Source organism: Pygmaiobacter massiliensis, from assembly GCF_900199435.1.
GTDB classification, from domain to species: domain Bacteria; phylum Bacillota; class Clostridia; order Oscillospirales; family Ruminococcaceae; genus Pygmaiobacter; species Pygmaiobacter massiliensis.
On record NZ_OAML01000002.1, the window covers coordinates 17132 to 41740 of the forward strand.

The window sequence follows — 24609 nt, forward strand, 5'->3', positions numbered from 1 at the left end:
AAAAAATATAAGTATTTTATCACATAGATAAGGGCTGGCAAAGGTTTTGCCCGTTGTCGGTGTGGCAGCATGGCGCAAAGCCCACGGTTGCTATAAAAGCCGAGTGTTGCATAAGCGCACTCTAAAAACGCTTGAAGTAATTCTTCAGGCGCTTTTTTATCCCATCTTTTCTATTACGGCACTCATAGAATCCGCGTGAAACTCATACAGTTTTGAAGGTGCCGGAAAAAGGTGCGCATCGGTGCAGTTTACCCCGTATGGGGCGCTGTATAGCCGAAAAGCGTAAATGTAAAAACGGCAACAAGCCAAAAACCAATGGTTAGAAAAACAGAAGAATGGGGCGGCTTTATGCAAACAAACAGAAAAGGATTGACCAGCGCCGAAGCACGCGCGCGGCTGGATCAGGAAGGGAAAAACGAGTTGACGCAGCAGGCTGTGCCGACTGCAGCAGGTATTTTTTTCTCGCAATTTAAAGATTTGATGAGTATGATTCTTGCGGCAGCGACTTTGCTTTCGGCAATGCTGGGCGAGTTCACCGATGCGGTTACAATTCTTGCGATTGTCGTTTTAAACGCAATTATGGGATTTGTGCAGGAGTACCGTACGGAGAAGACAATGGAAGCACTGGCGCAGCTTTCTGCGCCGGTGGCACGCGCATGGCGTGACGGCAGTCTTACGCGTATCCCCGCAAACGAAGTGGTGCGGGGCGATGTCGTATCCCTCACGGCAGGCGATCGCATTCCAGCGGACGGACGCGCCATCGATCCGGCAGGGATTTCTGCGGACGAATCGCTTTTGACCGGTGAAAGCTTGCCGGTGGCAAAAAAGCCGGGCGATATGCTCTATATGGGCACCAACCTTTCTGCCGGGCGCTGCGAAATGGAAGTCACATCCACCGGAATGAAAACCGAGATGGGCAAAATTGCTGGCATGCTCGGCGAGAGTGAAGAAAAACGTACGCCGTTGCAGGTTCGGCTGGATGATTTAGGCAAAGTCATTGCCGTTGGCTGCATTTTAATCTGCGCAGCAGTCAGCGTGATTGGCTGGGTGCGCGGCGAAGACCCAATGACGATGCTGTTAACCGGTATTTCGCTTTCGGTTGCAGCTATCCCAGAAGGGTTGCCAGCTATCGTTACTATCGTGCTGGCGCTTTCCGTTGGACGTATCTTGCGCAAGGGCGCCATTATACGCAAGCTGCACGCAGTGGAAACGCTGGGCTGCGCAGGTGTCATCTGCACCGATAAAACCGGCACGATAACCCAGAATCGTATGTCGGTTCGTCGTGTTTGGTCTGCCGGCACCCGGTATGAAATGACCGGCACGGGGCTGAGCACGAAAGGTGGTCTGACCAAAGACGGTCGAAGTGTGGATGCGGCAAAGGACCAGGTACTGAGCCGTATGCTTACCGCCGCAGTGCTTTGCAACGGGGCAACCCTCGAGAAAAAAGGAACCCACTACCAAGTACAGGGAGAACCGACCGAAACCGCTTTGCTGGTAATGGCAGCAAAAGCGGGGTATATCAAAGAAAAAATGCGTAGCAGGCAGCTTTCAGAGCGGCCTTTCGATTCGGCACGAAAACTGATGAGCGTTACCGTACGTCTGCCAGAAGGAGATATTCTTCTGTGCAAAGGCGCACCCGACGTATTGCTGCGACGCTGCAACCGCATTGCAACTAAAGAGGGCAGCCGGCCCATGAGCGCGGCTGACCGCCAAGCTGCAGGCCGCGCAGCGGCAGAAATGGCCCAAGACGCACTGCGCGTGCTAGGCTTTGCAGAGGGCGCCCCAAGTGGCGGAGAGGAGGACCTTGTCTTCCTAGGTCTTGCCGGTATGCTTGACCCGCCGCGCCCCGAAGTTGCCCCGGCTGTTGCAAACTGCAAAAAAGCAGGCATTCGTCCCGTTATGATTACAGGCGACCACCGCGACACAGCGGCAGCTATCGCAAAAGAAGTTGGCATCTACAAAGATGGCGATATGGTTGTAACAGGTGAAGAACTTGACCGTATGAGCGATGCCGAACTGACTGCCGCCAGCAGCAAAATCAGCGTGTTTGCACGTGTTAGCCCAGCACATAAGCTGCGCATCGTGCGTGCTTTCCAGACTGCGGGGCAAATTGTTGCTATGACAGGCGACGGTGTAAACGATGCCCCCGCAGTAAAACAGGCAGATATTGGCGTTGCGATGGGCGGCAGCGGTACAGATGTTACGAAAGAAGCTTCGAGTGTTGTTATCCTGGACGATAACTTTGCTACGATTGTTTCCGCCGTTGAAGAAGGGCGCGTCATCTATCGCAATATCCGCAGCTTTATCCGATACCTGCTCACCTGCAACCTGGGCGAAGTAACCAGCATGCTGTTCTCGCTTTTGCTCGGTGCCCCTGTGGCTTTGATGCCGATTCAGATTTTGATGGTGAATCTGCTGACCGACGGTTTGCCCGCAGTTGCGCTGGGCATGGAGCCACCGGTGCGCAGCGTTATGGAACGTCCGCCGCGCCCGAAGGATGAAGGATTGTTTGCACATGGGCTGATGGCGACCATTATTGTGCGCGGCATTTTCCTTGGGCTTTGCACTTCCGGTGTGTTCAACTATGTCCTCAACCAAAGTGCAGATCTTGACCTTGCCCGCAGTGCCTGCTATCTGGTTCTGGTACTCTCTCAGATGGTGCATCTGTTTGAATGCCGCGGCAAGGGAATTTGGGTGCTGGATAATCCCTGCTTATTGGGTGCTTCGGCATTTTCTGTTCTGCTTACTTTCCTCAGCGTTTACCTGCCGCCGCTGCAGGCGATTTTTGGAACTACCGCTGTTGGCCTTGAATGGGCATTACCGGTTGCAATTGGCATCTTTGCCGGTCCGGTGCTGTTCTGGCTGCTGCGTGTGGTAACCAGACCCTTTCGATATAAAAAACGGTAAGAGTAAGCGGCTCTTTTCTGCTCATACTAGTCTCTGATACTTCGGCTGATCGGAGGGAGCTATTTGGCAGAAAAAATAAAAAAATGGGTGGCATTCAGTCTTCTTGCAGTGCTGTGTACCTTGGCAGGTGCGCGCATTTGGGCGGCTTCTTTGCTGCCGGATACCTTTTATTTGATGGAAGGGGAGACACTTACTATCGCAAATCTTCCGTTTTTATCTTCAAAACAAAAGTCCGGTGAGGTCCCGGCAGCATCGGCTCAGGTGGGCAGCTCGTACAACGTAGAGCTGCGCTTAATGGGAGTGCTGCCGGTCAAAACCGTGCGCGCAGAGGTTTCTGACCGAAGGAAAGTGACCGTCTGCGGTACACCATTCGGCATTAAAATGTTTTCTGATGGTGTAATGGTTGTAGGCTTTACAGACATTTACACAGGTGCCGGCTATAAAAACCCGGCAAAAGCAGCAGGCTTGGAGCTGGGAGATTATGTTATATCGGTAAATGGCCAAAAAGTGAAAAGCAATGAAGACCTTAAAGCAATCGTAACCGAAAGCAAAGGTGCGGCACTAACTGTAAGGTATACCCGTAAGGGCAAAACCCATACGGCGAAACTGGTACCCGCAGAAGATCATCTCTCTGGAGGGTTCCGTACCGGTATGTGGGTGCGCGATTCTTCCGCCGGAATAGGAACACTTACTTTTATTGATACTGCTACCGGTGTGTTTGGCGGTTTGGGACATAGCGTTACCGACGTAGACACCGGAGAAAGCCTCACCCTTTCGAGCGGTGAGATTGTTCCGGTCACCTTATCCGGTGCAGTAGCGGGCACCCCTGGTGTTCCCGGTGAGCTGCGCGGCAGCTTTTCCGGCGGGCTGCCTTTTGGCAGTATCCGGCAGAATGGTGAAACAGGTGTTTACGGCATTCTTTACAGCTTATCGCTAGGCGGTACCGTGATGGAAACAGCAGTAATGCAGGAGGTAAAAACGGGTCCGGCAAAGGTGATTACAACAATAGATGACCGCGGGCCGCGTGCATATGACATCGAAATTGAACGTTTGGCTTTCAATGCAGAAAATCCCAATAAGAATATGCTAATTAAAGTAACGGATAAAGAGCTGTTAGCTGCAACAGGTGGTATCGTGCAAGGTATGAGCGGAAGCCCTATCATACAGAATGATAGACTTGTCGGCGCGGTCACGCATGTGCTTGTAAAAGACCCTACTCGCGGATTTGGTATATTTTCAGAGAATATGCTCAAGACGGCGGATTCTGTAAAATCGACCGAGGTTAGGAAAAGTGCATAAAGTTTAAAACTAAATATCATTAAAAATTTTGTCTTTTATCCTCCAAAATTCTACAAAATACCTTTGCAATATATGGGAATTTATGGTAATCTATTAGCAGGTAAGGTGGTTGCAATACTTTTTTGGAGGAATTGTAATGGAACAGCAGGTCAAATTTTTGATGACCGACACAGGGGATAACCTGGTCGCACTTTGCCGTCAAGTTTTAGCACAAAAGAGCATCGAGGTTGTATTGTGTGAAAAAAATGGCAATGCCGTTTTAGAAGCACTTGAAAAATACAAACCGGCAGCTGCACTGCTGGATGCTTTTATGCCAGGGCTTGATGCCGTTAGTGTCAAAAGAAGATACGAAGCGAACAGTGCGAATCCCCCTGTGAGATTTTTTGTCATGGGAACTTCCAGCAATGAAGTCTTGGAAAAAGAGATCCTGGACAGTGGAATCGGCTATTACTTTCTGAAACCCTTTGATGTGGATACAATGGCGGAGATTGTGTCTCACAGCATCGGGGCAGGGCAAGCGCTCCCTTTGCAAGACGACGAGTATGAGGTAACTGAAATCCTGCACCAAATAGGCGTACCGGCGCACATTAAAGGTTATCAGTTTCTGAGAGATGCTATTTTAATGAACGTAGCAGATCCCACCCTCATTAACTCGGTCACAAAGCGCCTGTATCCAGATATTGCAAAGCACAACGGCACCACTGCAAGCAGGGTGGAACGTGCCATCCGTCATGCAATCGAAGTTGCATGGGATCGCGGTGATGTAGATGTGCTGAACAGCTATTTTGGGTACACGATTCACAATCTTCGCGGAAAACCCACCAATAGTGAGTTTATTGCGATGATTTCTGATCGTATGCGTCTTGCGAAGAAGCGGGGTATGGCCTATACGGTGTCCTAAAAAACTTCATAGTATGCAACCAAAAAAATCTGCCGAAAGGCAGATTTTTTTTTGCATTTTTTATACATTTTACCCATGCAATTGCTCTAAATATCAAGAGGGTAACAGCTTATCTTGAACTTTGATGAATTTGCAATATAAAACACATTTTTGTTACCTTTTTAAGTCATTTCCATAAATTGACAATTAATCAATTGAGGTGGTAGAATGGGACCAATTTAAGGGAAAAAATAATTGAGTCCAGGGATTTTTAGCTAAAACAGTGTGCAAGAAAGTGGTGTGCGTGATGTTGAATCTGAAAAAGAAGGAACCCTCGCCTGGAGCGGTGCCTTCCACAGAAAAAACCAAAAAATCTTTGAGTGAAATCGAGATTCCCAACTGGTTAGCAGCGGTTATTATTTTGGGGCTTCTCGCAGCAATTGCGCTCATATTCTTTTTGCGAGGAGCAGGCGAAACACGACCCGTCGGCACCACCTTTGCAGATGCCCCGTCCTCCGAGGCAACGCAGGTAGAAGTGCTGCCCCAAAAGGTGCGCAGTTTTACGGGCGGAGAAACGAAAAATCCCTTTGCCTCAGATAATTTAAACGAGGTAAAACTGACCGGAATCATCAAAAACTCGGCCGGTAAGGCCACTGTCATATTGCAAACCGGCGAAGCTTCTTACATTGCTAATGAAGGCGAAACGCTGCCGGATTCAAAGTGGACAATCACCAAGGTGGGGGAGAACTATGTTGCGTTCTCTCTGGGTGGTAATGAAAAAACAATTTGGCTGAATGAGACCAAAGCAACCACAGAAACAAAGACAGAGGTGAAAGCGAATGGATAACAAAACAAAACGGGCGGTAGCTGCTTTTATGGCAGCACTGATGCTTAGTTCTCCTGCAATCTCCGGTATTTCGGCATCTGCAGCCGGAACAAGCACAACTACCTCAAAATCTGTCGCCAGCACCGGCAAAACCTCTGCCAGCCGTATGTCCATCAATGTACAGAATGCGGATATCCGTGATGTGCTTTCCGCGATTGCCGTGAATATGGGATACAGCATTGTCTACACTGCCGATCCGGCAGAAATTACGATGAAAATGGACAACGTAAAGCCAGACGAAGCCTTTGAATATCTGCTGAAAATGCTGAATCTGCAATATATTCCGGAAGGAAAGAACCTGATTGTCGGTACCCGAGAGGTGTTGACCGAAAACTTCAAGCGTTCACTTGCCCTTACCAAGTTTAGGCTCAACTATATCTCCAGCGAAGCGCTGACGGATAAAATCCAGCAGCTCAATCTGCCGGTTACAGTAATTACCGTAGACGGCAACAACAAAATGCTGTGGGTGCAGGGCTTTGCTTCTGATATTGCAAAAGTAAACGAGCTTGTGCAGCTGCTGGATATTGTAGAAAATGCAGCGAGTCTGGAGAGCAGCGGCAAAACGCTTACATATGTAAATACAGGCAGCAATGTTACTGCCTATGAATTTGACCGCATTCTCAAAACGTTAGGGCTGGACGTCGGAATCTGTTTGAACGACACCGATACACGCCTTTTCCTTTATGTCACTTCCGACGAGCTCAAATCAGTTAACGATATCCTTTCAAAAATCAATACAGGTGAGTTTGGCGGCCTTGCTTCAGGTACCGGCGTGTTTGAAATGCTTACGGTCAACAACATTTCAAAGCAGACAGCGATTGCAGCAATCACTAAAGTTTGCCCGCAGCTGTCCATCCTGTCGGTAGACACCTCATCCAAGAGCTTTTTTGTCAGCGGCACCAATGATGATGTTCGCCGCGCGAAAGAACTGCTTACCGGCGTTGATTTGGTATCTATGAACGGTGTTGGCAATACGGTAAATATTTATAAGCTACAACACGTTACCGCGGCTGAGGCCGAGCGTCGCCTTGAAAATGTAAAATTTGATGATGCTGTCAGTGTATATACATCCAGCATGCCAGAGTTTTCGAACACTCTCTTTGTTTACTGCAATGAATTCTATTGGACGCAGGTGCAGGCACTAATTGCCAAAATTGACGTCGCAAATGTAAATGCCATAGGTGTTCCGGTATATGCAGGAACTGCTGCTGAAGTAGCCAGCCTGCAAAGTGCACTGACCCAGCTTTTGGGGAGCGCTGGCATGAATGGCGCAAGTTTTGCCACAGTGGATTTGGGCAGCAAAAAGGTTCTTTATCTCTCCAATGCCGATGTGTCCACCACAACAGTGGTAACCTCTATGATTACACAACTGAATGCCGTAAGTGGCAACGTTTCGTCGCAGGATATTTCTTACACGGCATTCCTTGCCTACTGCAAGAGCACAGGACAGACGGATACCAGTATGGCCGCATACGGCGCATGGGTAATGCTCCAACTAAGTGGCTCAACTGCCACAACATCTTCGCCGTCTGGTGTGGCTGGCCTTGCAGTACCAGCTCCTCAACCCGTGGTTTCCCCGGCGGAGCAATTGACCCGGGCTGAGGCGAAAATGAGTGAGCTGTTCAACTACGGCACAGGCACCTTTGTGCCAACCAGCAATACCACCGTAGAAAATGTGCTAAGTGCTGCACGCGATGCCCTGGCTGCAGCAGGCCTTGCCACAGTATCGGTAGAAGAAAACACAACCAACGCAACAACAACTTACACGCCGTCTACCACCACCACAAAGGGCGAGCTGGCGGTATCGGTTAAGCTCTCGGTAAGTAGCTCCTTCAGCAACTACTTAGTGCATCTTAGCCTGCCGTACCAGACCTGTGCAACTTGTGGAGAAGCACCCTGCGTGTGCCCGCCGGCAGCGGCTTCGTCTGATCCCACAACAACCCCGTAAATAGACGAATTGCTGAATCATTTCAGCGCCATGCACGTGCGGCACAAAAGCAACACCGACTGGCCGAAAAGAGGAAACGAGTATGCTGATTATTGAGCGCCCCTCACAATATCCGGCCCAGCTGGAAGAATTGCTGAAGCTGGCAGTGGAAAAAGAGGCTTCCGACCTGCACATGGTAGTAAAGCTGCCACCATGTCTGCGCATCAACGGCGAGATGCTTCGTACAGACCTTCCCCCACTTGAGCCAGAAGATATTCAGGCGATGCTGTTCGACCATTTAACCGAGCAGCAACGTCTGGAACTTGAGCAAAACTGGGAGCTAGACTTTTCTTATGCACTGCCCGGGTATGCACGATTTCGAGGCAATATTATTGTGCAGCGTGGCTCGCTTGCCGTGGTGTTTCGTGTGGTTCCATTCCATGTACCCACACTCGGCAACCTGGGGCTACCGCCGGATTTGGTGCGCCTTTGCAATTTAAACAGAGGTCTGGTTTTGGTGACAGGGCCTACCGGCAGCGGTAAGTCCACAACGCTTGCGGCGATGATAGACCATATCAACCATAATCGGGCGATCAATATTTTAACCATTGAAGATCCAATCGAATTTTTGCACCCGCACCAGCGTGGTACGGTGCGCCAGCGCGAGGTGGGAACCGACACTCATAGCTTTGCAAAAGCATTGCGGCAGGCACTCCGGCATGATCCAGATGTGATTATGGTGGGCGAGATGCGAGATGCCGAAAGTATCTCGATTGCGCTGACTGCGGCAGAAACGGGGCACTTGGTATTATCTACGCTGCATACCCAGACCGCTCCGCTTTCGGTGGCCCGTATTTTGGATTCTTACCCGGCAGAACACCAGCAGCAGGTGCGTACCCAGCTGGCGGGGGTGCTGCGAGGCATTGTTTCCCAGCAGCTGTTAGAGGATACCACAGGCAAACGCGTGGCTGCCGTGGAATATATGACAGATACCCCTGCGGTTATCAGCATGATTCGTGAGGGAAAAGAGCATCAGCTTTACAGCACGATTCAAACCGGCAAAGAGTTTGGAATGCAGACAATGGACCAAGCGCTGGTTGCTTTGTTACAGGCCGGGCGAATTACCCGGGAAACGATGATGCAGTATTGCATTGATGAAAAAGAGGTCCTGCGGCTGGCACGCCTTAGTATGTAATGGAGGAAAAAGCAGATGGCGGTTTTTCAATATGAGGTCATGAATCGGCAGGGTGACATTCAAACTGGGCAAATCAGCGCAGCGGATGAAGCCGCCGCGCTTGCGCGCTTACAGGAAAATGGATTTGTCGTAACCGAAATTGCCCAGCAAAAAGACCGCGCCCAGAAAAAAAGCGGACGCAATAAAAAGGTAAAGGTCGCAGACCTTGCGTTATTTTCGCGTCAGCTCGCCGCCATGCTCAGTGCGGGCATTCCTGTCACGCAGTCCATCGATACCTTGTCGCGACAGACAGAAAACGCTACATTGCGTGCTGCGCTGGAGGGAATTGCCTCTGCGGTAGAAGCGGGATCAAATTTGACGGATGCATTTTCGCTTTATCCCAAAGTGTTTTCGCCGTTATACGTCGGCATGATTCACGCAGGTGAAGTGGGCGGTATTCTTGAAACTGCCTTGCTGCGCCTCTCGGTGCAGCTGCAAAAAGAAAAACAGCTCAACGACAATATCAAATCAGCAACTTCCTATCCCAAAATGATTGGTGCGTTTGCGATTCTCATGTTTGTTGCCATGATTGTAGGCCTAGTGCCGGTGTTTGAAGGCTTTATCTCGCCAGATGTCGAGATTACAGGGCTGACAAAGGTAACCTTTGGACTTTCTCATAGTATTCGGAGTTATTGGTACATTTGGATTTTGTGCGTCGCGGTTATTATCTTTGCCTTGCGTGCCTTTACAAAGAGCAAAACAGGCCATGACCTGTGGGAAAACAATAAAATGCGGATGCCGATTTTTGGTGAGCTGATTCAGAAATCCACAATCGCGCGTTTTTCAAGAACACTTGCCACTCTTTTGCAGGGCGGCATTCCAGTAGTGCAGGCATTGCAGAGCGCAGGCCCGACCGCCGGCAGCGATTTGCTTAAAAATGCAGTGAACCGCGCAGTAGAAAAAATAGAAGCAGGTAAAAATATTTCTAGCCCGTTGGAAGAAAGCGGGTTATTCCCGCCAATGGTGATTAACATGATTGCAATTGGTGAAGAAGCTGGCACCTTGCCGGAATTGCTGGACAAGGTAGCGGAGTTTTATGAGGAAGACGTTGCCACGATGACGAAAAACCTGGGCAGTGTGATTGAGCCTATTATGTTAATTTTGATTGGTATTATCGTGGGCGGTATGCTGCTAAGCTTGTATCTGCCGATTTTCACCGCAGTCACTTCTTCGACTTAAGGAAGCCGCCAAGTAGCAGGGAGGAAACATAAAATGAGAAACAGCATCAAACGGTCGGCCATTGGCTTGACTATGGATTCCACAGAGCTGCGTGCGGTAGAGGTGGCGTTTGCACCGCATCCTTATGTTGTTACAGCTGGCAGTATAGCGTTGCAACCGGGACTGATTCGTGACGGTCTGATTACCGATTTGCCAGCAGTCAGCGGTTTGCTTAGCGAATTATTACGTACTTACGGCTTTTCTTCGGCACCGTTTGTAATCGGTGCGAAAAACGAAAATATGCTGCTTCGTTTGGCATCGCTTCCGCGCGTGCCAGACGACAAGTTGCGCACAACCGTGATGCTTCAGGCACAGCAGTTTATCCCGGTACCGGTACGAGAGCTGGTGCTGGACTATGTGTTCAGTGGAGTGACCGAGCAAGAAGGCCGCGCAATGGCAGATATTCTGTTGGTAGGTGCCAAAAAGGCTTATGCCGAAAGTTTGATTGAGTTGGTCCGTTCAGTAGGGGGCACACTTGCGAATATCGATGCAGCGGTGCTCGGCCTGGTGCGCATGGCAGAAACACAGGCGTATAAACCAGGCGAGGTTTATCTTGTTGCCGATATCGACCATGATGGCGTCAATATTGTGTTTTTAGAAGAAAATCACATACGTTTGGCGCGCGCTGTCATGCATGAGGTGCCGCTCCAATCAAACACGGTGCTGACAGAAGAGGCCCAAAACCGGCTTGCGACTTCGCTTGCTGAGAATATCCGCACCTCGATGCTTTATTATGCCAACCTGCATCCCGGCGAGGTACCGGCACGTGTACTGCTAACCGGTGTGGTGCCGCAGCTAAAAGAGATTGCCCGGCAGGCAGAAGAAAAACTTGCGCTCGAAGTTAGCGTGCCATCGGTGTATCAGCAGGTGGATGATATTTCTCAAGAAGAGCTACCTGCTTATGCGCTGGGTATCAGCCTCGCACTTTCGGCAGAGCAAGCGTCGAAACCAACGGTGCAGTTGCTTCCGGAAGAATATAAGTGCAACCAGGCACAAAATCAAAAGTTGCTAAAGCTGCGCAAGAGATTGACGGCTGGGGCTGCAGTTTTACTGGCGGTTGCACTTGGCTCGTTTGGCGTGTGCTTAGGTGGCAATGCACAAATCGTTGCTGTACGCAACGAGCGAACCGCTCTAGAGGAAAAGGCAGCCTCCATGTCAGAATATCGGGTTCTTTATCAGCAAAAAACAGACTTGCTGTCACGGCTGGTAAAGGCCGAGACGGCAGATCCGAAATGGATGAGTGCAATCCATGCAATTGTGAATGCATTGCCGCAGGATGCATGGATTGAAAGCTTTACTTCAAGCACGACCGAAGATAATGTAATGAAATGTGAGCTGCAGTGCGGCGGTGTGAATTATGAAAGCGTTGCGAATACAACTGCAGCGTTGCAAAATTGCGAGGTGCTCAGTTCTGCTGTCTGCACTTCTACCACAGAATCCGAAGGTGGAATGACGTTTACACTTTCTCTCACGCTCACAGACCCCGCAACACGATGAAAAGGAGGCAGAGGTATGACATTTTCAGATTTAAAATCCAATAAAACACTGCAAAGCCTTGTCCTCATAGGGGTTATTATGCTGGCGTTGGTAGCGTGGTCTGTGCTGAATGTAACAAGTATTCTAAGCAACCGCACCACCCTTGCACAAGAGCAGGTGCTGCTTGCCGATGCACAAAAGCAAGAACTTGCGCTGCGGGAGCTGAAAAACAACGAAAGCGAAAACCGCGAACAAATCAAAGAGTACCAGGTGCTTTTGCCTCAAAACTTTAACCAGGATGCGCTGCTGGCGCGCTTAGGAGCAGCTGCTGCAGATTACGACGTAAGAATTAGTGCGGTTACTTTTTCTGATGCAGTGGCAGCCGAAGAGGTAAGCACTGTACCGTTTCAACTAAGCCTTTCGGGCGAATACGAAAGCATTATGCGCTTTTTGGAATCGGTGGCATTAGACGGTGAGCTTGTTATCATCCGCGATTTTGCGCTTGCAGCTGCAGCGTCAGGCATAGAGGCTACCGCAGAGTGCAGCGCTTATTTTGCCAGCTAGGCAAAAGAAAATTTTTGAAACACGAGAGGACCAGGTATGGTAGCTAAAAAAGTAATGCTGGGTGCAAGGCTGATTCAAGACGGCACCATTACACCGGATCAGCTGAATGATGCGTTGGAATATCAGCGCCGCCGCATCGAAGAAAGCGGCCGCCGAATTCAGCTGGGCACCGCGCTGGTTGCGCTGGGGTATTGCACCGACGAGGATATTGCCAACGCAATGAGCCGTAATACCGGCTATGACCTGATGTCTCTCAATTCCACCCCACTGGATATGGAAGCGGCGAACCTGATTGCGCCCGATGTGGCACAGCGATATCATGCAATTCCAGTTGGGTTTGACGGCGAGCGTCTTCTGGTTGCTATGCGCAACCCCAATGATCTGATAGCGGTAGACGATTTGCGCCTCATTACCGGCAGAGAGATTCGCCCGGTCATCGTTTCTGACGACGAGCTGGCAGCAGTTATCGAGCAATTTGCAAACCTTTCCTCTACGGTAGAAGCCACCCCGGATGAACTGGACGAAAAAATCCCGTCTTTTATTGAAGAAACAGACACTGCCGATAAACCGGCGGTTATTTTGACAAGTCAAATTATCAACAGCGCAGTGCGTACTGGCGCAAGTGACATCCACGTAGAGCCGCAGGAAAAAACTTTGCGTATCCGTTTTCGAATCGACGGTGTGCTGCATGAAATGATGACACAGCCAATGTCAATTTTCCCGGCAGTTGCCTCCCGCTTAAAAGTATTAGCCAATATGGATATTGCAGAGCGCCGCGTTCCACAGGATGGCCGCGCCACTTTAAAGGTAGATGACCGTGTGATTGATCTGCGTGTCGCATCGTTGCCCTCCGCCTATGGCGAAAAAATCACGATGCGCCTTCTGGACCGGTCTGCGCGCAATATCACAATCGACGAGTTGGGCTTTCCTCCAAACGACAAAAGCCGCTATATGGAAACGGTAAGCCGTCCGTACGGCTTCTTGTTGGTTACGGGGCCTACCGGCAGCGGCAAATCAACCACGCTTTATGCAACCCTGGCACAGCTGAATACCCCTGAAAAAAACGTAATTACGCTGGAAGATCCCATCGAGCGGCGTATGAACGGCCTAAACCAAGTGCAGATGAACGAGCGCGCTGGCATGACCTTTGCTTCCGGCTTGCGCAGCATTCTGCGCAGCGACCCTGATATCGTGATGATCGGCGAAATCCGCGATAGAGAAACGGCGAAAATTGCGGTAGAGGCGGCGCTTACAGGACACTTTGTTTTGTCTACACTGCATACCAACGATGCCTCCAGCGCAGTAACACGTCTGGGCGAAATGGGTGTAGAACCTTTCTTGACAGCCTCCTCACTGGTCGGTGTCATCGCGCAGCGTCTTGTGCGCGTGCTTTGCCCCCGCTGCAAAAAAGCAGTGGTAATCCCAAAAGGAAAAATGCTTGCCACAGTGCCGGATTTTCCGTTTGAACCGGATGAAAACAGCGTAACCGTCTACCAAGCAACGGGCTGCCTTGCATGTAACAATACCGGTTATAAGGGCCGCCGTGGCGTTTACGAATTTTTGCAGATAGACGAAGAAATTCGTAATCTGATTTTAGAGCACGCATCCAACCATGAAATTCAGCGTGTTGCTATGGCACATGGCATGGTTACACTGCGTGGAGACGGCTTTCAAAAAGTGCGCGGTGGAATTACCTCCATGGAAGAAATGCTGCGCGTGATTGTTTGATTTAAAAGAGAGGGGAGAAGCGCCGTGAATTTTGCTCAAAAAGTAAAAAGAATTCTACAGGAAAAAAGCGGCGTTGCACTCATCACTGTGCTGGGTATCATGACGGTCATCGCCATTTTGGCAACCGGTATGTTCTACTTCTCAACAAATGAGCTTAATTTCACCCAAAACGATATTAAAATAGAACAATCGCAATATCTGGCGCGCTCGGCAGTTGAGGTTGCATGCAAGGCGTTCCCGAATGTTGCGGGACAATTTGACGCCCCCACTGCGGAAAAACCTGTAACCATGACGCTGTACTTACATAAATCCGGAGACGACATTGCACTCAATTCAGAGTCTGACGGTGCTGACGGTGTTGCAAACGTTACAATCACCTCAGAAAAACGCGGGATTAAGCAAGCAGACGGCACAACCCTTGAGCATGATGCCTGGATATATGCCGCAAAAGCGACAATTGGCAATATGAGTGCACGCGCCCAAGGTTATTCGATGCCACAGGCAAAGGCGTATAGCACCGGTGTGCAGGATATTAACCTCGGCTGGTTAAGCAGCGGTGGTGCTTTAGAAGAAAGCAATACTCAATACAAACAACTTGCGGCACAGAATATCGGTGCTTTTGGCGGCACATCTATTTACCCGTTTGTTCCGCAAAGTCCCTATCCCGGTGTGGTTGTGGTAGATAAAGATAATACCCCAAAAATCACCCTCAGCAAAAACTCTGCAAAAAGTGGTGTAACCAACACTCTTTTTGCGTGGGCAGCCCCGACAGTGTTTGTGCAGCCGGCAGTAGATTTAACTGGGGTGAACCGAATCGCCGGGCTTAAAATTAAGTCAGACAGCATCATTTTTGATAAGGAAATACGTATTTATGCAAACCGTCTGGAATCTAAAGTAGGCGACCTTATTATTGAGCCGTATTCGAGCTCCGGGCAGGTTTATTTTCGAGAAAATGTTTACCTATATATTGGCAATGAGCGAACGCTGCTTTTTCCGGCGGGTAGCTCTTACACTTATACCAACGAATTGGATTTCTTCTCGTACGCGATAGAAAATGGATATGTCAGTACGGGTATCAGTGGATGGATTAAAGAGTTGCTTGGCGGTGGAAAAATTACCACAGGGACAATGACAAAAAAAGCGGTAACTGAAATACCAACAGTAAACAGCCTTTCCAAAGTGGTTTGGGAATAACACAGCAGAGAGGAGTGCGGCATCATGAACAACAAAAAAGGCTTTACTTTAGCTGAAATACTTGTCGCGCTCGGCTTGCTGGTGCTGGTGGTATTTTGCTTTACACCGCTTATGCTTGCCAGCTTAAAAAGCGTGCAGGTTTCCGGCAAAAAGCAACAAGATCGGTTCGAACAAAAAAGCGCGCTGGAAGAAAAACTGTCAGATGGTATTAATTATAATGCAATGGATACAACGGACAATGTTTCTGCTGTGTTTTCACAAAGCGGAAAACCGGATGTTATAGGAGCGGCCGAAGGCAAATATCTGCAAAGCAAAGACAACTTGAGCGAATCAATGTTTGAAAGCTTTATTGCGAAGGATAATGCTTCTTTGGTGCTTTCTCCAAGCTCTGTGCCGGAGAACTGTAAAACAGGATTGATTAGCGGCACCCAGGTTACTATTACTACTGATTTCATCAATTTTGAGGATGCTGGCCAATTTTATTTGCTGGTGAATGGATCGACCAAATACGAAAACAACACGAAAATCAAATTCACTCTCTCAAACGATTCTCCGCGCCAGGCGACAATGCAAATTCTAGCAGCAGATTTATTGCGGATGGGCAATACTTATCAAATCTGCTATGGGAGCAGCGGCGTTTCGGCCTATCTGCAAGTAACTCCACCATCGCTGATTGTAGTAGGGGCAGAGGGCGCTTATTATGGACGTAACAGTGAGGGCGTTTGGAAACAAGGCAACAACCACTTGGGGAACAATCAGTTTAACGATGTGATTTGGACGGGCACACAATATGTGGCTGCGGGCGAAAAAGGCACCTGGTGGTATACCGAAGAGAATGCTTCCGGCGCAAACGTGTGGAACCAGATGGAGCTGGAGAATAGTTCTAATAAAGCAACTCTCTATGATTTGCAAATTTCTGAACAAGCAGGCAATGCACTAACAGCAACAGGAACCGTTCCGGTCACTCGACTGTTTGTTAGCTTTAACCGTTTGTTTGCGCAACAAATGGACAGCGCAAACGCGATTGATGTTAAAAATAATGACTATATTACCTATAAAGCAGCGACAAATATTGCAGGACGTGCAGTAAGCGATGCTTATATTAACGGTTCTACAAGATTTTTATGGCTATACTCTAACGTACCTTTATGGGAACCGGAAACCTATTATTCCGTATCCACACCGGTGGATGGCAAGGTGTCCGTGGATGCCAGCGATAAAAAACGCATTCCTGCTTCCGGTATTCCTAAAGGCCTTGTGTGGAATGGGAAAACGGACGAAAACAATGAGTATATCGCTGTTTTTGACAGTGGGCAAATCTACAGTTTGCACCCCGGAACCAGCACAGAGAGTTACTTAAATGCAAAATGGAAACAGGATGTTAACGAGAATATTCCTTATCGGGAAACAGGAACCGATGAGCCAATTTATATATTGACTTATCCGGGTGATTGGTATGGGGACGATGTTGTGATTAAAACGGATACGCCCCCTGAGTTCAAGTGGAACAAAGGTGAGCTTTACGTTACTTGGTCAGAAGGTCAAGAGCCGATCACTATTAATAAATCCTATGTCTCCGATACAAGTTTGACGATTACCACGGTAACGCATTACGAAAGAAATATAGCGGAAATCTATGGAAATCTAAATTCAGTAGCTTATGGTAACGAAACGTTTGTGGCGGTGGGTGACGTAGCACTTCGCAGCATTTCTTCCACTTGGCATAGTACTAAAGTCGCAACTCAAAGTGCACCCAGAAATTCTAACGGACAGGTGCTTTGGGAGCAAAGCTCCCGCACCACAGATCCTGTGTTGGATAGCCAGCAGACAAGTGATTCAAAGCCGGCCAATATTATCTACCGAGATGCTGCTGGTGTATGGAAGGCGGCACCCAAAGTTTCCAATGGAACGTTAAACAAGGTGGAATACATCGCCGGTAAATTTTATGCTGTGGGCCAAAAAGGCACTGTGCTCACCTCAACAGATGGGGTGAATTGGAAAAACGACACCGCTAAATTGGGCGACGAGCTGGCGAGGGATAAGCCCAACTTATACGGCATTGCCGGATGGGGTGAAAACTAAAGGAGGGGATGTCTTTGAAACTTTGGACAAACAAGAAAGGCTTTACCCTTGTGGAGTTAATGGTGTCCGTAGTGCTGCTTGGCATTGTGCTTGCACTGGCTTACCAGACGTTTGCATTTTTGACGGGCACATATACCCGTACCGAAAAAAAGTGGCTGATTGAAAGAGATGTAAAGCAGACGGCCAACCGCATTACTCGAGCGATAGACCGTTCTTACGCAGCAAAGCTGACAAATACCACCCCCACCGCTGACGCATTGGGGGAGGGTGATCGCTGCTTTTATTACCAAACAGATGCTGCGGGCAACGGATATATCTATTTTGTAGATTACGACCCTGCAACCAAAACACATCTGGCGCCAGTTCAAGTGAATGAGCTGCCTGTTCAGGCTGCTTTTTCTAACGAAAGTGCGGCCGGAGAAAAAAAGGACAACTTGGTTTATTACACGGTCACCACGGAATCACCAGATTCAGATTATTCGCTGGAAACTGCCACCTGGCTTGCGAACGTACATCAAAGCGTCGTGGTAGCAGATGGAGAAACCTCGCCTTATTCAACTTTGATTTTCAATGTCGCTCAAGACGGCGTAATCGACATTTCGGTGGGTAACCTAGGCGGGGCAGGTTGCTTTATTGCGACAGCTGCCTATGGCGACTATGACCAAACCAGTGTGATGCTGCTGCGTCGGTTCCGTGATCAGGTGCTACTGACAAACGAGCCGGGACAGTGGTTTGTAGATACATATTATAGGCTTTCGCCTCCGATTGCGGACGTGATTGCTGTTCACCCCGCCTTGCGCTTTTTGACGCGTGTGGCACTGCTGCCCGCAGAGGGCGCGGCGGTATTGGTATTGCACCCGGTTTTCTCTGGTGTTGTGCTGGCAGGTTGCGGGTTGCTATACAAAAAGGGCAAAAGAAAAGCGTCACGCCGACGAAACAGCCAGTAAGCGGGCATGCATTTGCCTTTCTGCCGGGGGCAGAATCAAGCTCCGACAAATGTGTCGGTATTACTTATGTCGAAAAGAATCAGCAACAGACGGCTGCTGATTCTTTTGAAAATTTTTTATCAATGGAGGAAAAAACATGTTGAAGAAACTTTACGCACTCAAAAACAAAAAAGGCTTTACCCTCGTCGAATTGATGGTAGTCGTAGCCATCCTCGGCATCCTCGTCGCAGTTGCAGTACCGGTGTATAATAATGCTACCACCAAAGCAGAAACCAACACTTGCGCGGCTAATATCCGCACCATTCAGTCCGCGTTGATGCAAGCACAAATTGATGGTCAGTTAGCTGATAATGATACGGTACAAAAATTGGTGGACAATGGATATTTACAGGCTAACGCAGTTTGTCCTAGCAGCAAAACTGCGTATAAAATCACAATAAACAATAAGAAGTTTACTGTTGAATGCCAAGATACGAAAAATAAAACAACCCATAATGCAGCAGTTTCGGCCGTTACGCCCACTCCTACCACGAAACCTTAAGACTTTAATAAAAAGTTTTCGTCTCGCTGAAGTATGCATCCCCGTGTTTTCACGGGGGTGCATGTTAGCCCGGCAAATGCCCATACTCTTGCCGGGTTAACATGTGCCTCTGTTTTGCTCTGTGCAAATTCCCTTTATGAAAGGACTTTTTCTTATGATATCTGTCCATGCCGTAATTGAAGCTGCTCTTGCGCAATCTCCTTCAGACCTGCACCTTTCGGTCGGTGTGCCGCCGGTTTGCCGTGTCAACGGGCAGCTTGTGCGTATAAATGATTTGGGCATCATCAATAGCGAAACAATGGAAAGCTGGTTGGCAGAGCTTCTCTCTCAAAACCAGCTTTTAGAATTGCGCAACAAGGGCGATTTGGATATTTCTCTAACGCCGCGTGCAGACCACGCAGTGCGTATGCGTCTAAATGCTTACCGGCAGCGCGGCAGCTATTCTGTTGCGCTGCGTGTGCTGAATCAGGACATCCCTTCTTTTGAAGATCTTGGAATTCCCCGCAGCATTGGAGAGCGGTTTTGCAATATGCATCACGGGCTTGTCCTTGTCACAGGGCCAACTGGTACCGGTAAAACCACTTCAATTTCTGCGATGATTGACTGGATTAATCATAACCGCGCCTGCCATGTCATCACCATTGAAGACCCGATTGAATACTTTCACAAGCATGACCGTTCGATGGTGCATCAGCGTGAAACCGGCACTGATACGGCGAACTTTGCGACAGCACTGCGCGGTGCACTGCGCGAGGACCCCGATGTGCTTTTCATTGGTGAAATGCGCGACCTGGAAAGTGTTGCGACAGCGCTGACGGCAGCGGAGACCGGGCACTTGGTGTTTTCTACGCTGCACACCATCGGCGCGGCGAAAACAATTGACCGTATCATCGATGTTTTCCCGATGAACCAGCAGCAGCAGATACGTGTACAGCTTGCATCCACGTTACAGGGCATCATCAGCCAGCAGCTTTTGCTCACCGCAGACGGTACAAGCCGTGCACTTGCAGCAGAGATTATGATTGCAACACCTGCGATTCGCAATATGATTCGCGAAAATCATGTGCAGATGGTGGATTCTGTGATTACGACCAATGCGAAAATCGGCATGTGCTCGCTGGATGCCAGCCTTGTTCGGCTGGTGAAAGAGGGAAGAGTGGCGGCAGATGAGGCACGCGTTTATTCCTCCACGCCGGAACAGTTCGACCAGATGCTCAAACGGCACTGATTTATCGCCGCGCAAATTTAAAAAATAAACGTTTTAAAAAATGCCCGCTTTGTTGGATAAACCGGTATCAGCTCTAACAGTAAACCAAGCACAGGAGTATTCTATGACCTTTTTTCTCATTGTTGTTTTTTTGTTTGGACTTTGCATCGGCAGCTTTCTGAATGTGCTGATTTATCGTCTGCCGCGCGGGTTAGATATTGCACATGGGTTTTCGATGTGCCCCACTTGCCAGCATCGACTTTACCCGCTGGACCTAGTGCCACTTTTCTCGTGGCTGTTTTTGGGCGGTAAGTGTCGTTATTGCAAAGCCAAGATATCATTTATCTATCCATTTGTGGAGTTGCTCAACGGCTTGCTTTGGGTTGGGATGGCGATGCGTTTTGGACTGACAGTACAAGCGCTTGCATATGCCATAGTTGCCTCTTGCCTCATTGTCGTTGCATTTACAGACTGGCAGCATATGGAGATTCCTGACAGCATGAGTGTTGTCATTGCACTGATGGGGCTTGTGTTACTTGCAGCAGACGGCAGCTTGCCCCTTTCTGCGCGAATCATTGGGGCCTTGTGCGTTTCGGTTCCGATGGCACTGCTTGCACTGGCGGGCGCGATGGGTGGCGGAGATATTAAGTTGATGGCAGCACTTGGGCTTTGCTTGGGGTGGAAGTTAACCCTTTTTACAACGTTTTTTGGAGCCGTATTGGGCACTTTGGTTTTCTTCTTGCTCTTTAAAACGAAAGCAAAGCTGGGCAGAATGATTCCGTTTGGTACATTTCTTGCCATTGGCGGGGTTTGTGCCGTGTTTTTTGGAGATGCATTTATCGGCTGGTATTTTGGCCTGTTGGTTTAATGATTCTATTTACATAGCTTACGAAAAATCCATTCTTACGGTTTTTTGCCGAATGAATGGATTTTTTTTGCATTTTCCTGTATCATTAAAAGCAGGAATTTTCCTTAATTCGCCTTTGCGCCTTGATTTTTTAAGATAAGTGCGCGTATAAAATATATAGCAAAATGTTTTTGAGAAATGAGTGAGAGATTTGATTCAGCAGAAAACAGTGACTGCGCTGATTGTTGCCGCAGGAGCTTCACGAAGAATGGGCTTTGATAAGCTGCTCTATGAAATAGAGGGCCACCCCGTCATTTGGCATACCGTTATGGCATTTGAGCGCCACCCTTTGGTAGATCAGATTTTAGTGGTGGCAGGGGAGAATGAGCCGGAAATACGCAAAGCACTGATTGGCTGCGAAAAGTTAACCGATATTCTTCGAGGCGGCGCCACCCGGCTGGATTCCGTTAAGGCGGGTATTGCCGCGCTGCCCGCGGTAGATGGTCTTGTCGCGATTCAAGATGGCGCTCGTCCTTTTGTGAGTGAAGCGATTATCACCAAAACCATCGAAACAGCTACCCGCATAGGTGGTGCAGCGCCGGCTGTGCCTGTAAAAGATACGATTAAAGCCGTAAATAAAAAAGACTTCGTTATTGCAACACCAAAGCGGGCAACACTGTTTGCAGTACAAACACCGCAAATATTTGATACCACGCTGTACCGTTATGCATTAAGCAAGCTGCACGACCATGACGTAACCGATGATTGCAGCGTTTTTGAACGTGCCGGCTATACCGTCCAACTGGTGGAAGGCGATTATGCCAATTTGAAAATTACCACAAAAGAAGATTTGCCGGTAGTGCGAAGGGAGCAAAACAACATGAGAATCGGCCACGGATACGATGTTCACCGTCTGGTGGAAGATAGAAAGCTAATTCTTGGCGGGGTAGAAGTGCCCTATGAAAAAGGCTTGCTTGGCCACTCGGATGCTGACGTGCTGACCCATGCGGTAATGGATGCGTTGTTGGGCGCTGCCGCTCTCGGAGATATCGGAAAGCATTTTCCGGATACCGACCCGGCGTATGCGGGAGCAGATAGCATTGCACTGCTGCGCCATGTAACGGCATTGCTGGATGGGGAAGGATACCGGATAGAGAATATCGATGCGACAATTCTTTGCCAGCGCCCCAAACTGGCACCTGCAATTACGCAAATGCGCCAGAATTTAGCCGATGCAATCGGCGTTTCACTTAAGCAGGTTTCCGTAAAGGCCACCACCGAAGAAAAGCTAGGGTTTACCGGCAGCGGCGAGGGAATTGCTGCTCATGCCGTTTGCCTGCTGCAATCAAAATAAGCCGCTGTTGCAGCGGGATAAATGATTGAAGCAGGAGCCTTTTTATGGTATATTATAAGTTGGCACAGTTTTTGCAATATACTTGCAAAAGAGTGAAAACAGACGGGAGGCAGTTTTATGCCGGGAGAGGTTACGCTGGCCGATGTGGGCAGCTTGTTGCGCAATAGTTTTGGTGCAACGTTATCAGAGGTCATCAATGTCATCAGCCACCCTAAGCTAGCTGATATTATTGATATTATTATTGTTGCCTTTTTGGTGTATGAGGTCATAACACTGGTCAAACAGACTCGTGCGGCCCAGCTGATGAAGGGCATTCTTGTGCTGTTTCTCGCTTTTTTTGGCTCGGCGGTGTTTCAGCTGCGCACACTTAATTTTTTGTTGCAGCAGGTATTGCAGTTTGGTGCGCTGGCGCTTGTTGTTATCTTCCAGCCAGAGCTGCGCCGTGCACTTGAGCAGATGGGGCGCACCAATATTTTCAGCTTTTCATTTTTTAAAACACATACTGTGGATGAACAGGTGCGCGAGCAATGGCAAACCGCAATTGCAACTGTGTGCGATGCGGTAGAGCAGATGAGCGATTCCCGCACTGGCGCGCTGATTGTTTTTGAGCGTCGCTCCAACCTTGGCGAAATCATCAAAACCGGCACCGTGCTTAATGCAGACATCAACGTGGAAGCGATTGGCACGATTTTTTACGAAGGCACCCCTCTGCACGACGGTGCGGTGGTGGTTCGGGATGCCCGCATCAAAGCTGCTGGTTGTGTGCTTCCGCTTTCCGCAAACCTTGAAATTAGCAAAGATATGGGCACCCGTCACCGCGCTGCGCTTGGCATGAGCGAAAACTCTGATGCAATCTGCGTGGTTGTTTCTGAGGAGACCGGCATTGTTTCTCTTGCGAAAAACGGCGTATTGATTCGCCGTTTAGACCGCCAGAATCTGTTTAGTCTGCTTAAGAGCGAGTTAGTGCCAGAGCTGCCGAAAACGGAAGAGAAAAAGAAAAAGTCCTTCCGCATCAAACGAAACAAGGGGGGTGACGATCATGGAAAAAAAGCAGAGTAAGCTGCAAAAAATGTTTTCCAACAGCCAGTTCAACGTCGTCATTTCAATTATCATTGCGGTTATTGCGTGGCTGTTTGTGTCGCTGTATATCAACACCCGCGACACCAACATTATCCGTAACATTCCCGTAAAGCTTAATTATGCAGCCTCGGCGTATCAATCGCTGGGGCTATCCATCGTAGATGAACAAAAATATACCGTGTCGGTAAAAGTAACAGGTGACCGGAAAATCATTAATGGTTTAGGAGCATCGGATATTCTCGTGTATCCACAGCTGACCAGCGTTACTGCGGCTGGCCGTTATGACCTTTCACTCAATGCTACCAAGGTGGATACGCTGAAAGACTATCAAATTGTTGCGGGCAGCATTACGCCCAAAACAGTAAGCGTCCGCTTTGACACGCTGGATACCAAAAAATTTGTGGTAGAAGTAGATACCACCGGTGTTCGCCCGGCAGAAGGCTATATTTTGGATAAGGCTTTTGCCACCCCGAGCGAGATTACACTCGCTGGTCCGAGCAAAGAGCTGTCGGCAGTTTCTAAGGTTGCGGTGCAGGTTGACCTCGCGGGTGAGGAGCTCAGTGAAAGTAAGCTGACTGCGGGCACATTGCTATTATATGACCGCGATGGCAACCCGCTGAGCAAAAACCTTTTGACGTTCGACACAGAAAATATTGAGGTAACAGTGCCTATTTTGAAAAAGGCGACTTTGCCGTTAAAACTTGAATTTGCCGGTCTGCCGGAAGGGCTCGATAGTAGCATTTTCAAATACACCCTGTCCCATCCCTCCATTAATGTAGCAGGACCGGGTGCAAAGATTGATAACATGAGCGAGCTGGTTATTGGCTATCTCAATATCCCTAAAGAGTTCCGTCTTGGTGGGGAATATACGTTTGACGTTAACCTCGAAAAAGGTTTCTTGAATCTCGATAATATTACAAAAGTGACCGTTTCATTCGATACCAGCGCGCTGGCCTCCAAAACGCTGACGGTCAACGATATTAGACTGATTAATGCGCCTCAAAACTACAATGTAAAGATTGAAACTGCGCGGCTGTATGATGTAACCATCATTGGCCCGAAAGATGAAATAGCAACGCTTACCTCCAGCTCGGTGGTCGCACAGATTAATGCAGGCGACCTTGACGCAGAGAGAGGCCAGCAAACCGTGCCGGTAAGCATTCTTGTGCCGGGCAGCAAAACCATGTTTGCTGTGGGCGAGTATACGGCACTGGTCAGTGTAAGCGCAAAATAAGAGA

General features: G+C 48.9%; 19 protein-coding genes. All 19 read left to right on the forward strand.

Translation table 11 applies throughout. From position 1 onward, the window contains the following. The first annotated feature begins 348 nt into the window (after positions 1-348). The 19 genes from C1A11_RS00095 (at position 349) to C1A11_RS00185 (ending at position 24605) form a co-directional block, all read left to right on the forward strand. The gene (locus tag C1A11_RS00095; RefSeq protein WP_242965770.1) at positions 349-2907 is read left to right on the forward strand and encodes a cation-translocating P-type ATPase; all 2559 of its coding nucleotides are present in this window, start codon (positions 349-351) and stop codon (positions 2905-2907) included. A 63-nt stretch (positions 2908-2970) separates the two neighbouring features. Then, positions 2971-4206 carry a SpoIVB peptidase gene (gene spoIVB / locus C1A11_RS00100; protein WP_102048402.1) on the forward strand — a complete coding sequence of 412 codons (1236 nt, stop codon included), beginning with the start codon at positions 2971-2973 and terminating at the stop codon, positions 4204-4206. A gap of 136 nt (positions 4207-4342) precedes the next feature. Further along, entirely contained in the window at positions 4343-5107 is a 765-nt protein-coding gene (gene spo0A / locus C1A11_RS00105; RefSeq protein ID WP_102048403.1) for a sporulation transcription factor Spo0A, read from the forward strand. A 286-nt stretch (positions 5108-5393) separates the two neighbouring features. Further along, positions 5394-5933: a hypothetical protein gene (locus tag C1A11_RS00110; protein ID WP_145995682.1), complete on the forward strand. Its 540-nt coding sequence runs from the start codon at positions 5394-5396 to the stop codon at positions 5931-5933. Next, entirely contained in the window at positions 5926-7920 is a 1995-nt protein-coding gene (locus C1A11_RS00115) for a hypothetical protein (protein ID WP_102048405.1), read from the forward strand. Before C1A11_RS00110 ends, C1A11_RS00115 begins: the two co-directional genes overlap by 8 nt. A gap of 82 nt (positions 7921-8002) precedes the next feature. Next, positions 8003-9094 (forward strand): type IV pilus twitching motility protein PilT, encoded by a 1092-nt coding sequence (locus C1A11_RS00120; RefSeq protein WP_102048406.1) that lies wholly within the window; start codon positions 8003-8005, stop codon positions 9092-9094. A 15-nt stretch (positions 9095-9109) separates the two neighbouring features. Then, positions 9110-10312: a type II secretion system F family protein gene (locus C1A11_RS00125; RefSeq protein WP_102048407.1), complete on the forward strand. Its 1203-nt coding sequence runs from the start codon at positions 9110-9112 to the stop codon at positions 10310-10312. Between the two features lie 33 nt (positions 10313-10345). Next, complete coding sequence (gene pilM / locus C1A11_RS00130) at positions 10346-11848, forward strand: pilus assembly protein PilM (protein ID WP_102048408.1); 1503 nt, start codon at positions 10346-10348, stop codon at positions 11846-11848. Positions 11849-11863: 15 nt separating this feature from the next. Next, complete coding sequence (gene pilO, locus C1A11_RS00135) at positions 11864-12391, forward strand: type 4a pilus biogenesis protein PilO (RefSeq protein WP_102048409.1); 528 nt, start codon at positions 11864-11866, stop codon at positions 12389-12391. Positions 12392-12427: 36 nt separating this feature from the next. After that, a complete protein-coding gene (locus C1A11_RS00140) occupies positions 12428-14119 on the forward strand; it encodes a GspE/PulE family protein (protein ID WP_102048410.1) in 1692 nt (563 codons plus the stop codon). Between the two features lie 24 nt (positions 14120-14143). Beyond that, the gene (locus C1A11_RS00145; protein ID WP_102048411.1) at positions 14144-15313 is read left to right on the forward strand and encodes a hypothetical protein; all 1170 of its coding nucleotides are present in this window, start codon (positions 14144-14146) and stop codon (positions 15311-15313) included. A gap of 24 nt (positions 15314-15337) precedes the next feature. Next, a complete protein-coding gene (locus tag C1A11_RS00150; protein ID WP_102048412.1) occupies positions 15338-17395 on the forward strand; it encodes a prepilin-type N-terminal cleavage/methylation domain-containing protein in 2058 nt (685 codons plus the stop codon). Between the two features lie 14 nt (positions 17396-17409). Beyond that, positions 17410-18342: a PulJ/GspJ family protein gene (locus C1A11_RS00155; RefSeq protein WP_180950180.1), complete on the forward strand. Its 933-nt coding sequence runs from the start codon at positions 17410-17412 to the stop codon at positions 18340-18342. A gap of 136 nt (positions 18343-18478) precedes the next feature. Next, positions 18479-18883: a competence type IV pilus major pilin ComGC gene (locus C1A11_RS00160; protein ID WP_102048414.1), complete on the forward strand. Its 405-nt coding sequence runs from the start codon at positions 18479-18481 to the stop codon at positions 18881-18883. Positions 18884-19037: 154 nt separating this feature from the next. Further along, entirely contained in the window at positions 19038-20111 is a 1074-nt protein-coding gene (locus C1A11_RS00165) for a type IV pilus twitching motility protein PilT (protein WP_102048415.1), read from the forward strand. 103 nt (positions 20112-20214) lie between these two features. After that, a complete protein-coding gene (locus C1A11_RS00170) occupies positions 20215-20958 on the forward strand; it encodes a prepilin peptidase (protein ID WP_180950181.1) in 744 nt (247 codons plus the stop codon). Between the two features lie 190 nt (positions 20959-21148). After that, positions 21149-22291, forward strand: coding sequence for a 2-C-methyl-D-erythritol 2,4-cyclodiphosphate synthase (gene ispF / locus C1A11_RS00175; protein WP_102048417.1), 1143 nt, complete (start codon positions 21149-21151; stop codon positions 22289-22291). A 117-nt stretch (positions 22292-22408) separates the two neighbouring features. Next, positions 22409-23350: a diadenylate cyclase CdaA gene (gene cdaA / locus C1A11_RS00180; protein ID WP_102048418.1), complete on the forward strand. Its 942-nt coding sequence runs from the start codon at positions 22409-22411 to the stop codon at positions 23348-23350. Then, the gene (locus C1A11_RS00185; protein ID WP_102048419.1) at positions 23331-24605 is read left to right on the forward strand and encodes a CdaR family protein; all 1275 of its coding nucleotides are present in this window, start codon (positions 23331-23333) and stop codon (positions 24603-24605) included. The genes cdaA and C1A11_RS00185 overlap by 20 nt, the downstream gene beginning before the upstream one ends. Positions 24606-24609: the final 4 nt, after the last annotated feature.

Excerpts from the sequence above, each read along its gene's own strand:
- C1A11_RS00160 (WP_102048414.1), top strand. The coding sequence starts at position 18,479 with ATGTTGAAGAAACTTTACGCACTCAAAAACAAAAAAGGCTTTACCCTC.
- C1A11_RS00095 (WP_242965770.1), top strand. The coding sequence starts at position 349 with ATGCAAACAAACAGAAAAGGATTGACCAGCGCCGAAGCACGCGCGCGG.
- pilO (WP_102048409.1), top strand. The coding sequence starts at position 11,864 with ATGACATTTTCAGATTTAAAATCCAATAAAACACTGCAAAGCCTTGTC.
- C1A11_RS00140 (WP_102048410.1), top strand. The coding sequence starts at position 12,428 with ATGGTAGCTAAAAAAGTAATGCTGGGTGCAAGGCTGATTCAAGACGGC.
- C1A11_RS00125 (WP_102048407.1), top strand. The coding sequence starts at position 9,110 with ATGGCGGTTTTTCAATATGAGGTCATGAATCGGCAGGGTGACATTCAA.
- spo0A (WP_102048403.1), top strand. The coding sequence starts at position 4,343 with ATGGAACAGCAGGTCAAATTTTTGATGACCGACACAGGGGATAACCTG.
- cdaA (WP_102048418.1), top strand. The coding sequence starts at position 22,409 with ATGCCGGGAGAGGTTACGCTGGCCGATGTGGGCAGCTTGTTGCGCAAT.
- C1A11_RS00185 (WP_102048419.1), top strand. The coding sequence starts at position 23,331 with ATGGAAAAAAAGCAGAGTAAGCTGCAAAAAATGTTTTCCAACAGCCAG.
- C1A11_RS00170 (WP_180950181.1), top strand. The coding sequence starts at position 20,215 with ATGACCTTTTTTCTCATTGTTGTTTTTTTGTTTGGACTTTGCATCGGC.
- C1A11_RS00115 (WP_102048405.1), top strand. The coding sequence starts at position 5,926 with ATGGATAACAAAACAAAACGGGCGGTAGCTGCTTTTATGGCAGCACTG.
- C1A11_RS00110 (WP_145995682.1), top strand. The coding sequence starts at position 5,394 with ATGTTGAATCTGAAAAAGAAGGAACCCTCGCCTGGAGCGGTGCCTTCC.
- C1A11_RS00150 (WP_102048412.1), top strand. The coding sequence starts at position 15,338 with ATGAACAACAAAAAAGGCTTTACTTTAGCTGAAATACTTGTCGCGCTC.
- pilM (WP_102048408.1), top strand. The coding sequence starts at position 10,346 with ATGAGAAACAGCATCAAACGGTCGGCCATTGGCTTGACTATGGATTCC.
- C1A11_RS00165 (WP_102048415.1), top strand. The coding sequence starts at position 19,038 with ATGATATCTGTCCATGCCGTAATTGAAGCTGCTCTTGCGCAATCTCCT.
- C1A11_RS00120 (WP_102048406.1), top strand. The coding sequence starts at position 8,003 with ATGCTGATTATTGAGCGCCCCTCACAATATCCGGCCCAGCTGGAAGAA.